15 protein-coding genes are annotated in these 12,503 nt (G+C 61.8%); 9 read left to right on the plus strand and 6 right to left on the minus strand.

Annotated features, from left to right (window positions below; genetic code table 11):
• Positions 1-73: 73 nt before the first annotated feature.
• Positions 74-1,414, minus strand: a complete 1,341-nt coding sequence (locus tag AC07XM_RS01835) for an aminotransferase-like domain-containing protein (RefSeq protein ID WP_016488757.1) — start codon at positions 1,412-1,414, stop codon at positions 74-76.
• Between the two features lie 172 nt (positions 1,415-1,586).
• Between AC07XM_RS01835 and AC07XM_RS01840 the strand changes: the two genes are divergently transcribed.
• Genes AC07XM_RS01840 through AC07XM_RS01855 form a run of 4 tightly spaced genes read left to right on the plus strand, consistent with a single transcriptional unit; the run spans position 1,587 to position 5,192 of the window.
• Entirely contained in the window at positions 1,587-2,300 is a 714-nt protein-coding gene (locus tag AC07XM_RS01840) for a serine O-acetyltransferase (RefSeq protein ID WP_023049356.1), read from the plus strand.
• Positions 2,297-3,085 carry an alanyl-tRNA editing protein gene (locus AC07XM_RS01845; protein ID WP_016488755.1) on the plus strand — a complete coding sequence of 263 codons (789 nt, stop codon included), beginning with the start codon at positions 2,297-2,299 and terminating at the stop codon, positions 3,083-3,085. The genes AC07XM_RS01840 and AC07XM_RS01845 overlap by 4 nt, the downstream gene beginning before the upstream one ends.
• The gene (locus AC07XM_RS01850; RefSeq protein WP_016488754.1) at positions 3,082-4,293 is read left to right on the plus strand and encodes an MFS transporter; all 1,212 of its coding nucleotides are present in this window, start codon (positions 3,082-3,084) and stop codon (positions 4,291-4,293) included. Before AC07XM_RS01845 ends, AC07XM_RS01850 begins: the two co-directional genes overlap by 4 nt.
• Positions 4,290-5,192, plus strand: coding sequence for a pyridoxal-phosphate dependent enzyme (locus AC07XM_RS01855; RefSeq protein WP_060520037.1), 903 nt, complete (start codon positions 4,290-4,292; stop codon positions 5,190-5,192). The genes AC07XM_RS01850 and AC07XM_RS01855 overlap by 4 nt, the downstream gene beginning before the upstream one ends.
• 24 nt (positions 5,193-5,216) lie before the next feature.
• Here AC07XM_RS01855 and AC07XM_RS01860 read toward each other — a convergent pair whose 3' ends face one another.
• From AC07XM_RS01860 to AC07XM_RS01875, 4 genes are read right to left on the minus strand one after another with little or no spacing between them, the layout of a single operon-like run.
• Complete coding sequence (locus AC07XM_RS01860; RefSeq protein WP_019471879.1) at positions 5,217-5,420, minus strand: SEC-C metal-binding domain-containing protein; 204 nt, start codon at positions 5,418-5,420, stop codon at positions 5,217-5,219.
• A 7-nt stretch (positions 5,421-5,427) separates the two neighbouring features.
• Positions 5,428-5,913, minus strand: coding sequence for an LEA/WHy family protein (locus AC07XM_RS01865; protein WP_102688914.1), 486 nt, complete (start codon positions 5,911-5,913; stop codon positions 5,428-5,430).
• A gap of 2 nt (positions 5,914-5,915) precedes the next feature.
• Positions 5,916-6,392: a YchJ family protein gene (locus AC07XM_RS01870; RefSeq protein ID WP_016488750.1), complete on the minus strand. Its 477-nt coding sequence runs from the start codon at positions 6,390-6,392 to the stop codon at positions 5,916-5,918.
• 2 nt (positions 6,393-6,394) lie between these two features.
• Entirely contained in the window at positions 6,395-6,889 is a 495-nt protein-coding gene (locus tag AC07XM_RS01875; protein ID WP_024717443.1) for a DUF6231 family protein, read from the minus strand.
• A 159-nt stretch (positions 6,890-7,048) separates the two neighbouring features.
• On the opposite strand from AC07XM_RS01875, the gene AC07XM_RS01880 reads away from it, so the two are divergent.
• The 4 genes from AC07XM_RS01880 (at position 7,049) to AC07XM_RS01895 (ending at position 9,674) form a co-directional block, all read left to right on the plus strand.
• The gene (locus AC07XM_RS01880; RefSeq protein WP_016488741.1) at positions 7,049-7,741 is read left to right on the plus strand and encodes a PA1041 family peptidoglycan-binding anchor lipoprotein; all 693 of its coding nucleotides are present in this window, start codon (positions 7,049-7,051) and stop codon (positions 7,739-7,741) included.
• A gap of 88 nt (positions 7,742-7,829) precedes the next feature.
• Positions 7,830-8,549 (plus strand): PA1041 family peptidoglycan-binding anchor lipoprotein, encoded by a 720-nt coding sequence (locus tag AC07XM_RS01885; protein WP_016488740.1) that lies wholly within the window; start codon positions 7,830-7,832, stop codon positions 8,547-8,549.
• Between the two features lie 98 nt (positions 8,550-8,647).
• A complete protein-coding gene (locus tag AC07XM_RS01890) occupies positions 8,648-8,923 on the plus strand; it encodes a DUF1145 domain-containing protein (protein WP_016488739.1) in 276 nt (91 codons plus the stop codon).
• A complete protein-coding gene (locus AC07XM_RS01895; protein WP_070086457.1) occupies positions 8,916-9,674 on the plus strand; it encodes a collagen-like triple helix repeat-containing protein in 759 nt (252 codons plus the stop codon). The genes AC07XM_RS01890 and AC07XM_RS01895 overlap by 8 nt, the downstream gene beginning before the upstream one ends.
• A 102-nt stretch (positions 9,675-9,776) precedes the next feature.
• Here AC07XM_RS01895 and AC07XM_RS01900 read toward each other — a convergent pair whose 3' ends face one another.
• The gene (locus tag AC07XM_RS01900) at positions 9,777-10,241 is read right to left on the minus strand and encodes a CopD family protein (RefSeq protein WP_016488737.1); all 465 of its coding nucleotides are present in this window, start codon (positions 10,239-10,241) and stop codon (positions 9,777-9,779) included.
• 97 nt (positions 10,242-10,338) lie between these two features.
• On the opposite strand from AC07XM_RS01900, the gene dinG reads away from it, so the two are divergent.
• On the plus strand, positions 10,339-12,483 hold the full coding sequence (dinG, locus tag AC07XM_RS01905) for an ATP-dependent DNA helicase DinG (RefSeq protein ID WP_060520043.1): 2,145 nt from the start codon (positions 10,339-10,341) through the stop codon (positions 12,481-12,483).
• The last annotated feature ends 20 nt before the right edge of the window (positions 12,484-12,503 follow it).

The following is a 12,503-nucleotide window of genomic DNA, read 5'->3' on the forward strand; positions in this document are numbered from 1 at the left end:
TCGAAAGGCGCTAAGGTAGTAAGCGCGCAGGCGCCATGCAAGGTCCTATGTCGGTTTATTTACCTGCGCAGGCTCAAACGTTGAAGTGGTCTGCCAGCGTGTCGGAAAAATGCGTGCAGTTGATGCGCGCATAGCGCCGATAGTCACGGGTGACCGCGAACGCAGAGCCGGGCATCAGCAGGATCTTGTTCTGCTCCAGTTTGCGCACCAGAGGTTGCAGGTCTGGCAGGTCCGGGTGATAGACCCAGAGGAACATGCCCCCTTGCGGCGCGATCTCGAACTGCCAACCGCGCTCAAGCAACAAGCGTTGGGTCTGAACTTGTTGCCGTATCAGGCGCTGCTGCACATCCTTCATATGCCGGGCATAGGTGCCATCCGACAATATGGTGTTGACGAATCGCTCGCAAAACGCAGGCACGGCTACGCAGGTCAGCAGTTTCAGGCGGGTGAGGGGTTCTATCAGGTCTTGCGAGCAGGCGATGAAGCCCACGCGTAACGAGGCGGACAGGCATTTGGAAAAACTGCCGATGTAGATGACCCGGTCAAGGTTGTCCAGTTCGGCGAATGTCTGGCGCACGGCAGGGCTGAAGTCGCCATATACATCATCCTCGACCACGTAGAACTCGTGCTCCACTGCCAGGCGCAGCACGCTGAAGGCGTTGTGCGGGCTGATGTTGCTGCCGGTGGGGTTGTGGAAGGTGCTGTTGCAGAAAAACGCCTTGACCTTGTGCCTGGCCAGGTGGCTTCTCATTTCCTCCACGTCCGGCCCGTCCTGGGTCCGCCGAATGCCGACAACGTGCCCGCCCGCCAGCTGGATCAGCTTGATCAGGTTGCCGTTGCCCGGCTCATCGACGAAAACGTGGTCGCCTGGCTTGATCAGCAAGCGGGCGACCAGGTCCAGGCCTTGGGTAGCGCCTAGCGTCGTCAGCAACTGGTTGGGGCGGGCTTCGACACGGGTCAGCCGTTTCATGTGCACACACAGCTGTTTGCGCATGGGCAGGTAACCCTGGATATCGCCATATTCTGCCAGCGAACTTTGCTCCAGCCGCGCCGTGCGCCGAATCGCCTTGGCCAGCAGTTCGGTGTCCCGCCATGCGGGGGGCAACCAACCGCTGCCCAGTTTGGTGTAGTGCTGGCCGCCTTGCAGCAGACGGAACAGCGGGTCTCCGGCCATGCACTCGGGCTCGTGGATCACGCTGGTTTGCCGGGTGCGGTTTGCGACGAAGTAACCGCGGCCGGGCGAGGCCGTCAATACACCTTCGCTGACCAGCTGGGCATAGGCCGATACCACGTCGTGGTAACTGAAGTCGACCGCTGCTGTCAGCTTGCGAATGGAGGGCATGCGTTGCCCGGGCAACCATTCGCCTGCATCCAGGCGTTGTTTTAACAGGTGATGAAGGCTGCAGGGGTTCATGGCAGGTCCGAAACCGTTAGAAAAAAAAGCCTAACAGTTAACGGAAATGCTTGTCGACTGTTCGTTTGCTAATGGCCAGTACATGCCACTATCCCCTTGTCGGAACTTTCGGCTGCCAGCAACGGCGGCACTTTTAACGTCTGTGCAGACCAGATAACTGGATATCAAGCCCATGCAGATTATGGACATGCAATCAGCCGTCATTGCCAGGCTTCCTGTGCCTGACGAACTGGCCTCATTCAAAGTTGTGAAAAACCTTGTGACCTCGGCGTTATTGGAGTGCTGCTCAATCGATGAGTTCGAGGCACTTGTTCAAACATCAGTGATTGAAAGTGTTTCAGAACAGGCGCATGCCGATTTACAGGCCTTTGCCCAGAAAGACCCGGCTGCTGGCCGTGACCTGGTGTTCATTGCAAGGACCTATACCTCTTATTCTGCAGTTCTGCATTATCGGCTTGCCCATTGGATATATAACAATACTGCTTCTACCTACGGCGCTGGTGGCCAATGCCTGGCCGCGATGATCTCCAGGCGCGGGAAAATGCTCTCGGGTGCGGAAATCCATTTCCGCAGCCGTATCGGTGCGCGTTTCATCATCGATCACGGCATGGGCACCGTCATTGGTGAAACCTCGACCATTGGTGACGATTGCTACGTGCTGGGCGGCGTCACGCTGGGCGCTCGCGGCATCAGCGACAACCCTTCGAGCCCTCGCCATCCAACCCTCGGCAACCGGGTCCAGATCGGCGCTTTCGCCAGTGTACTCGGCGCTATCCATGTGGGTGACGGCGCCTTTATAGGGCCTGGCTGCATTGTTACAAAAGACGTACCTGCGGCTGCCCGGGTGCAGGTTAAAACATCATTGCAGGTGGTACTGGAATCATGAATGCTCTGAACTATGAAGTGCTACGCAATACTGAAAAGCTGTATTACAAAGACCAGTATCTGGCGGGCGCAAGTACGCAAGTAACGCGGGTGCACAGTGACGGTATCGAGTTGCAAAGTACCGTGGCCTATCCAGAAGGTGGTGGCCAGGAGGCAGACGTCGGCACCATTGAACTACCGATCGGTACCGTGCGCTTTGTCTGGGTAAAAAAACTCTATGGCAGCCCTATTCGCCTGGAAGGTTTCAAGGGCGGAAAACTGGGCGGCATCATTATTCACAGCCTGCACCCTGATGACTTGCATCTGCTGGACGAAGTCACCGTTGGCATGCCGGCCCGCGTCACTATCGATACTGAACGGCGCGAACGGTTGACGCTGTCTCACAGTGCCAGTCACTTCCTGTATGCCGCGGCGATCAGCCTGCGAGAAGAATTGAAACAGTGGACCATCGGCTGCCACATCAAGGAAGACTCTGCGCGGTTCGATTTTCTGGTTGAGGACGCCTTCACTGCCGAAGACGTGGTTGAGATAGAGCGGCGTGCAAATGAGCTGATCGCCTGCAATGCGCCCATCGAGCACTACGCGGTGCAGGGCCTGGAAGACGCGCGGTTGTGGACCTACAACGGCATCGAAATCCCGTGTGGCGGCACACACCTTGAGTCGCCTGGTCGCATCGGGCGCCTATCCGTGCGGCGCAAACGCCTGGGCAAGGGCAAAGAGCGGCTGATCTGTGTGTTCCCGGATGCCGAAATCGATCTGTCCACCTATCACGAGCCTGCACTATGAACAGCACACTCCCGCGGCGGACTTACCTGTACTTCAGCGCACAGTCGATCAACCTGACGACCGCCGTCATGTCCGTGACCATGGCCGCCATTGTCGGTGCGGCATTGGCACCCGCTGCTGCGTGGTCCACCGTGCCCTACGGGTTCCAGTTCCTGTGCCTGATGCTGGCGACCTACCCCGTCTCCAGGTTGATGAGCCGTATCGGTCGCAAGAAGGCCTTCATGCTGGGGGCGATCCCTTTGGCGGCTTCTGGTATCAGCGGTTATCTGGCTGTGGAGTACCAGCAGTTCCAGCTGCTGGTGTTGAGCCATTCGGCGTTGGGCGTGTATATCGCCTTTGCCAACTTCAACCGCTTCGCGGCCACTGACAATCTGGCCCAGAGCCTCAAGCCCAAAGCCCTTTCGCTGGTTGTGGCGGGGGGCGTGATTGCCGCAGTGGTGGGGCCGACACTGACCGAATGGCTCAGGGACGTTGGCGGGTACCCGCTGTTTTCGCTGTGTTATGCCTCGTTTGTTGGCCTGGCGGTGATTTCGCTGATGATTGCCGTTTGCCTGCCCAACGATGCCGGCACCGCCAAGGCTCGTCAGCACGCGGAAAAATCGGCCACTCCCCGCGCCGAACCGTTCAGCCCGGCCGTGAAAGTTGCCATGGCGGTGGCGGCACTGAGCTACGGGATCATGAACCTGCTCATGATTCAGGCATCGATGCACATGAAACACATGCATGAGGACTTCTCTGACGTGCGCCTGGCAATCCAGTGGCATGTGGTAGCCATGTTTGCACCGTCGTTTTTCACCGGCGCAATCATCCAGAAGCTGGGCATCAAGACCACTATCTGTGCCGGGTTGGCCCTGTTGATCGGATGCTCGGCGCTGAATATCTGGTCGCACAGCTACGCCATGATGACCCTGGCGCTGATTGCCCTCGGGCTGGGCTGGAACCTGACCTATGTGGGCGGCGGCGCATTGCTGGCCCAGGCGCTGCAGAACAGCCCGGCAGCGATGCAGATGCAGGGCAAGAACGACTTGGCCATTGCCATATTGGCAACCGTCGGAGCCTTCAGCCCCTCACTGTTGCTGAGCACGGTTGGCTGGGATGGCACCAACGCCATCTGCATGGCCCTTTGCATCGGTTTGCTTTTCGCCACTGCTGGCCTGCTGCAGAACAAGGCCTGCCTGCACACTTCCATGGAAGGTAGCCGCAAATGAGCGAACTCATCAGCGTCAGCGAACGCATCTACACCAAACTGGAAATGAACAACCCAGGCGGTAGCCACAAGTACCGGGCAGCCCGGCTCATCGTGGAACATGCCTTGCGCAATGGCGACATCATCCCAGGTGTGACGACGGTCATCGAAAAAACCGGTGGTAGTTTCGGTTTCGGCTTGCTGGCGGCCTGCCACAAATACCAGGTTGCCGTGGAGCTGGCGGTAGGGCTTGGCTTCAGCCAGACCAAACGGGACTTGCTGGAGTGTTTTGGTGCCAGGCTGATCGGCAAGGAAATGCTGGTGGCCGGTGCCACGCCCAAGGATGTCGTGATGCATCACCTGGATAACCAGGTCGCGCTGGGCAAGTCCTATTTCTATACCGATCAATTCAACAACCCGGTGGGCATTGAAGCCCATCGTTACCAGACGGCCAGCGAACTGGCCGTGCAATTGACCAACGTCGGGGCTGGGCGGGAAATCCTGTTTGTCGGCTGCGCCGGCACTGGCGCAAGTTTTACAGGTATTACCCTGGGGCTGAAGGACCACGGTTTCGAGGTGTCGACGGTGTTGGTCGACCCCAGCGGTTGTGATTCAAGGGCGGGTGTGTTCACCGACCATCGCTTTGAAGGCATGGCGGTGGGTGTTTGCCCACCCTTCATGGACTGGTCGCTGGTGGACGAACGGGCTCAGGTGCAGCACGCCGAAATGCTGGCCGCACAGCGCTGGTTCTACATGCAAAGTGGCATTTTCGTGGGGAATACCGCCGCAGCCTGCCTCGCTGTTGCCCAGCGCATGGCACAGCACCCGCGGTATGCCGCGACCACCCTGGTCACCATCGCCTATGACGCGGGGCTCTGGTACCAGGACTTGCTGGGGGCGACCCGGCGAAAGGCCGCGTAGCAGGTTTTTAATCGAGCCAGTCGATCAGGCGCCGTGGCACTTCTTGAACTTTTTCTCGCTACCGCACGGGCAAGGGTCGTTACGGCCAACGTCCTTCAGGGCGTTGCGTACCGGCTCCTGGTGGCCGTGGTTGCAGTGCGGGCCGTGTACATGGCCATGATCGTGGTGGTGGTCATGATCATGGTCGTGGTTGCAGTCAGGGCCATGAACGTGAGGTTGTTGGGACATTGCAGGGTTACTCCGGGATGTGATCGCCGGGGATTATCTCACCACTGCGCGATAAGTGCAGGTCCCGATGGATGAGCAGCCCGGTCGCCAGCTCGCCCTGCAGGGTGTAATGCAGCGGCTGCTTGCTTCTGAGCAGCTTGGCCAGTGGCTTGAGGTGCTGCCACAGGTTGGTTCGCGCGGTAATCTTGAAGGTGCGTCGGGCGTGCCCGCCCACGCTGCGCCATACGCTGGCTTCATCCTGTACCAGCAGCAGGTCGTTGAGGCGTATTGCATACGACAGGTTGCGGATGAACAGGCGGCTGTCATTGGGGTTGTCGACCCGCACGTGCAGCACGAACTCTTGCTCCAGCAACCTGGCCTTGACCGTTTCGACCTCGATCAGGTGCACTTCGGGTTCGCGCCAGTCGTCACCCCCCCAACTGGCGCAGCCCGCCAGCAACGCCAGGCATGCCATCAGGGTGCAGGGCATTAGCAGACCGGCGCGGGTCATCATGGTCAGCTCCCCACGTAACTGGCGCAGCATTTCTTGAACTTCTGCCCGCTGGCGCAAGGGCAAGGGTCGTTACGCCCGGCCTTCAGCCCGACCGTAGGGTCGATGAAGTACCAGCGCCCGGCATGCTGGACGAACGCCGAACGTTCACGGTGCTGGTGATCGCCATCCTGGTCGTGCCAGCGTGCGGTGAAGGTGACAAACCCGTGCTCCGGCTGGCCGCCCAGCACTTCGGCGCCTTCCACCTCCAGCCCCAGCCAGGTGCTCTGGGCGCTCCAGGCAGCCATGGCGGCTTTGTCCAGGTCGGCTTGCTGGGCCGGCAGGGTGGTGGCGACCAGGTAGTCGACCAGGCCCAGCACGTAGGCACTGTAGCGTGAGCGCATCAGCGCCTGGGCATCGGGTGCCGGGGTGCCGGCATGGTAATGCCCGCAACAGGCGTCGAGCAGGTTGCCACTGCCGCAAGGGCAGACCGAGACACTCATCATCACCACCAGTACTTGCCGAAGTTTTCAGGATTGGCCCAGAACCGGGCGTTGAGCCAGTCCGGGACCTGCTTGTAGTCATGTAGATCATAGGTGAACAGGCTCAATACCTGCTGGTCACGGCGGAATTTCTCGCTGGCCGACAGGGCCAGGGCAAAGAAGTCAGTATCTTGCCAGCCGCAGGCGGTCAGGTCGGTCAGCACCGCGACCCGGCTGGCATTGAGGTTGCGAATGCCGCCGAGCAGTTCCAGGCCGGTGCGCTTGGGCAGGTGTTCCAGGCAGTCCACCAGCACCGCCAGGTCAAAGCGTTGTGCCGCCAGTTCGGCCGGCAGCGGGCCCGGGGCTGCAGTGGCAATAGTCACCTGGGGGTGCGCCTGGGCGAAGGCGTCCAGCGCCGGAAAGCGCGTGCCGACCAGCAGCAGGCGTTGTGGAGTGAAGCGTTCGAGCAGGGCCGCGAGGGCCTGCTGCGGGGTGCGTTGGGAAAAACCGTCGGTCATTGCCAATCCTCGTTCAAGTCGTCCAAGACTAGCGGGCTGCGGCGTGCGGGCAAAGAGGCTTGTGACCATGTCGTGGCTTATTGCTGGCAGGGTTTGAATGCCCGGTCTTTACTCCCAGAGATCGGCCTTATGCCGATTCCCCCTAGGAGAAGCAATGAAATGAGCATAGTACGCACAGCGTTACCCCTGGTACTGCTCACCAGTGTGTTGACTGGTTGTGCAGGTTTGCAGAAAACCGACTGGCCGAAATGTGCCGCCGTCGGGGGTGTAGGTGGCGCCGCATTGGGCGCTATTGAAAGTTCCAGCTGGGCTGGCTGGGGTGCGTTGTTGGGCGGTGGCCTGGCGGCGGGCTATTGCTGGGCCCATGGCGATGGTGACGAGGATGGCGACGGCGTGCCGGACAGCCGTGACAAGTGCCCGGGCACACCCCGTGGTGTGCAGGTCGATGCCAACGGCTGCCCGCCTGAGCCGGTAGCAGTGGTGGAGGAAGTGGTGGTGCAGAAGGAAGAGGTCATCGTCATCCGCGATGTGCACTTCGAGTTCGATTCTGCACGCCTGACCGCCCGTGACAAAGAGCGCCTCAACACCATTGCCACGCGCCTGAAGCAGGAAGCGCCCTCCGCCCGCCTGAGCGTCAGCGGCCATACCGACAGCGTTGGCTCCGATAGCTACAACCAGAAACTGTCCGAGCGTCGGGCCCACTCGGTGACCGATTACCTGGTCGAGAGCGGTGTACCGCGCAGCAGCTTCGTTTCGGTGGTCGGCGCTGGTGAAACCCAGCCGGTGGCGGACAATGCCACGGCCGAGGGGCGTGCCATGAACCGCCGTACCGAAATCAAGATCCAGCGGTAGGCGGTGTGCGCCCGTGCCTTGAGCAGTGGCACGGGCGCGTCTTCATGCCGGTCAGCCGTTCGTGGCCAATGACACAGGAGCATTCAGCATGAGTGTGACGTCGAAGGCGGCGCTGCCGCTGTTGGTGGCTGCCAGCCTGCTCGCGGGCTGTGCAACCCACAGCGATGGTGGCGCGCCGCTCAACCAAAGGACCTGGCCCATCTGCAGCCTGCTGGGAGGCCTGGTCGGGGGCGGCCTGGGCGCTATTGAAAGCTCCACTTGGGCCGCAGGTGGCGGCGCTCTGGGCGCCATTGCCGGGGGGTTGATCTGTTACGCCCAGGACGGTGACGAAGATGGCGACGGCATTTTCGACCGCCGCGATCATTGCCCCGATACTCCCGCCAACACTGCAGTCGACCATATGGGTTGCCCGCTGAAGGAGTACCCCGCAGCGCCGCCTGCCACTGTACCTGAGCCCTCGCCGGAGGTGATCATCCTCGATGACAACGGCGCGGTGATGTTTGCCTTCGATTCCGCCGACCTGACCTCAGCGGCGCAGCAACGGCTGCAAGGCCTGGTGGCGAAACTCGACTCACCGACCATCGCCAAGGTGAGCGTGATCGGACACACCGACAACGTGGGTTCCGACAGCTACAACCAGGCGCTTTCCGAGCGCCGTGCCAGCAGCGTTGCCGAGTACCTTATCAGCCAGGGCCTGGAACCGGGCAAGGTCACCAGCCAGGGCCGTGGAGAAAGCGAGCCTGTCACTGATAACGAAAGCGAGGAGGGCCGCGCGCGCAACCGACGAGTGGAGCTGCACCTCAACTGAGCGGTGCTGGCGCCTGCCTTGGCATTGCAGTTAATGTTGGTCGCATGGCCCGCTCGAACGGGCTGTCTCGACAAAACAACAATTTATAGGGGCGGGGTATGAAGTTCATCCTGGGCCTGGGCAAGGTCCTGACGGTCGCTTTCTGGGGTGTGGTGTTGTTCAATCAATTGATGCCACAACCTTTGCCCTTCAATCTGTTGATCAATGCCGCCGGCATCGTCCTGTTCAGCTTGCACCTCCTCGAAGTGCTGTTCTTCAATGGCAGCTTGCGTGGGCGCAGCCACCGCTGGTTCGACCGTTTGCAGATCCTCTTGACGGGTATCTTCCATGTCATGTCCATTCCCCGTGCGCAGGAGGCGCCCCGAAATGCGTAATTTGATGTTGCTGGCCATGTTGGCCGCTCCCTTGGCCCAGGCTGAAAGCCTGGAGGTCGCCGCCAATTCCATGCTGCGCCTGCCCGACAAGTCGGCCAGCGTGCATTTCACGCACCTGCGTGTCGCCGATGCGGCAACCCTGCTGCTGCCAGCCTCGCTTGCGCAATTGACGGTCGATCACCTGGAACTGGGCCGTGATGCGCGTATCGCCATTGCACCCTCCGACAGCCCCCTGGTCATCGAGGCGCGTAGTGCGAGGTTGGGTGAAGGCAGTGAATTCAGTGCCCCCGGAGCGGCGGGTAGTTATCAGCGGGCAGCTCGGCCAGGCCGCAGCCTGGACCTGAAACTGGCTGAAGTGGATGCCGAGCGGGTGGCGATCGATGCCCGTGGTGGCGCGGGGGCGCCGGGTTATGTGGGCCTTGATGGTGGCAACGGGCAGGCGGGTGGTTGCACCTGGGGCCAGGCCAGCCGTGGTGCCAATGGCGATGACGGCGGCAACGGGCACGATGGTGCGCCGGGCGGGCGCATCCGCCTCAGCGTGCCGCAGGGGTTCGCGCAAGAGCGCGTTGTCGTGCGCCTGGAGGGTGGCGCCCCAGGCAAGCCCGGGGCGGCGGGCAAGGCGGGTAAAGGTGGGGCTAGCAAGGGTTGCCTGGTGTACAGCACCGATGCTGGCGCCAATGGCCGGCCAGGGCAGCCTGGGCAGCCCGGCCTGGCAGGCGCCGCAGGTGAGCTGATTCTGCAACACCTGTAAACCTTTTTGGCTGCGAAGTTCTCGCCAGGGAAATTGCAGCGCCTATGCGATCGAGCGCCGCCCGCGCGGCGCTCGATCTATCTCCAACGCATAACTCAGCTGTCAGATCATCAGGCGCGAGCTGGCCACAGCGACCACTGCCAGGCCCAGCAGCAGGTTGACCCCCACCATCCGCCGAATGCGCCCGAGCACCGCCGCCCCCGTCGGCCAGTCCTCGGCTTGGACCGCCGTCTTCAACTCCGGCAGCAGCAACGCCTGAATGCGCATGAACAAGGCAAACATGACGATGCCCCCACCGATCATCACCTGTACGTACTTCGGTGCAGTCTCGAAACCGCTGAAACGCAAGTGCAACATGCCGATACCACTTATCGCCAAGATCGCCACCGCCAGCCAGACCCAGCCAAAGAAGCGTCGGAAAACTTCCACCCACAGCCGCAGCCGCGCAGGCCCTTCAAGGGCCGCAACCGTTGCCGGGCGCAGCACCAGCCAGGCGAAGAACATGCCGCCGACCCATACCAGGGCAGCCAGAACATGCAGTGTGTAGGGCAGGGCAAAGGCGAGCATCCGGATCTCCATGCGGCATAAAGGGCAATAGCGGGGTATGATAGCCGCCCATGCGAAACACTGAAAATATATCCAGCCCTACGGGCGCCTGCAGACCATGATCAGCAACGAACTCAAAGCCACCATCCAGGGCGCCTACTCGCGTTTTCTCGAAGCCAAGAGCCTCAAGCCCCGCTATGGCCAGCGCCTGATGATCGCCGAAGTGGCCAAGGTACTGGGCGACATTGCCTGCGACGATGAAGGCCGCCGCGCCGGCGAGCCTGCCGTGGTTGCCGTCGAGGCGGGCACCGGTACCGGCAAGACGGTGGCCTATAGCCTCGCCGCCATCCCGGCCGCCAAGGCAGCCGGCAAGCGCCTGGTGATTGCCACCGCTACCGTGGCCCTTCAGGAGCAGATCGTCTTCAAGGACCTGCCCGACCTGATGCGCAACAGCGGGCTCAATTTCAGCTTCGCCCTGGCCAAAGGCCGTGGCCGCTATCTGTGCCTGTCCAAGCTCGACATCCTCCTGCAGGAGGGCCACGCCCAGTCGGCTACCGCTCAGCTGTTCGAGGAAGAAGGCTTCCGCATCGAAGTCGACGAGCGCAGCCAGAAGCTGTTCAACAGCATGATCGAGAAGCTTGCCGGCAACCGCTGGGACGGCGACCGTGACAGCTGGTCAGAAGCCCTGGAAGACCAGGACTGGGCCCGGCTGACCACCGACCATAGCCAGTGCACCGGCCGACACTGCCCGAATTTCCAGCAGTGCGTGTTCTACAAGGCCCGTGAAGGCATGGGCAAGGTCGACGTGATCGTTACCAACCATGACATGGTGCTGGCCGACCTGGCCCTGGGCGGCGGTGCGGTGCTGCCTGACCCGCGCGACACCGTGTATGTGTTCGACGAAGGCCATCACCTGCCAGACAAGGCCATCGGCCACTTCGCCCATTATTCCCGCCTGCGCTCCACCGCAGACTGGCTGGAGCAGACCGCCAAGAACCTGACCAAGCTGCTGGCCCAGCACCCGCTGCCCGGCGATCTGGGCAAGTACATCGAGCAGGTCCCAGAGCTGGCGCGGGAAGTGCGCACCCAGCAGCAGTTCATGTTCACCCTCTGCGAGCAGGTGGCCGACTTCCGTCCCAGTGAAGACACCGAGGGCCGTGAGCGCCCCCGCTATCGCTTCGAAGGCGGCGTCGTGCCGGAGCAGCTGCGCGAAGTGGGTATCGAGCTGAAGAAGGGTTTTGCCCGCCTCAACGATCTGTTCACCCGTCTGGCCGACCTGCTCAAGGAAGGCATGGACGGCGAGGTCAACATTGGCATCGCCAGCCACCAGGCCGAGGAGTGGTACCCGTTGTTCGGCAGCCTGGTCACCCGTGCCCAGGGCAACTGGGAACTGTGGACAGCCTTTACCGCCGAAGACCCGCAAGACAGCCCGCCCATGGCTCGCTGGCTGACGTTGGCCGAAAGCGGGGCGATGTTCGACATCGAAGTCAACGCCAGCCCCATCCTCGCTGCCGAAATGCTTCGCCGCAGCCTGTGGAGCGTTGCCCACGGCGCGTTGGTGACCTCGGCGACGTTGACCGCGCTGGGTAAATTCGACCGCTTCCGCATGCGCTCGGGTTTGCCGCGTGACGCGGTCACCTGTGTGGTGCCCAGCCCGTTCGTGCACGGCGACGCCGGTCTGTTGCGGGTGCCCGACCTCAAGGCCGACCCACGCGACGCAGCGGCGCACACCGCCGCCATCATCCGCGAGCTGCCGAACATCGTCGAAGATGCCCGCGGCGCACTGGTGCTGTTCTCCTCGCGCAAGCAGATGCAGGACGTGTTCGATGGCCTGGACCGTGACTGGCGCAAGCTGGTACTTATCCAGGGCAACCTGTCCAAGCAGGAAACCCTGAACAAGCACAAGGCGCGGGTCGACGATGGCCAGCACAGCGTGCTGTTCGGCCTGGCAAGCTTTGCCGAGGGTGTCGACCTGCCTGGCGCCTATTGCGAGCATGTGGTGATTGCCAAAATTCCGTTTGCCGTGCCCGATGACCCGGTCGAAGCCGCGCTGGCGGAGTGGATCGAGGCCCGTGGCGGCAACCCGTTCATGGAAATTGCCGTACCCGACGCCTCGCTGAAGCTGATCCAGGCCTGCGGTCGCCTGCTGCGTACCGAGCAGGATCGCGGTGTCATTACCTTGCTTGACCGGCGCCTGGTCACCCAGCGCTATGGCAAGGCTATTCTCAATGCGCTGCCGCCGTTCCGGCGGGAGATTTGCTGACCGCCGGGGCACTTGCTTCG

This window comes from Pseudomonas sp. GW460-LB5, assembly GCF_059423245.1.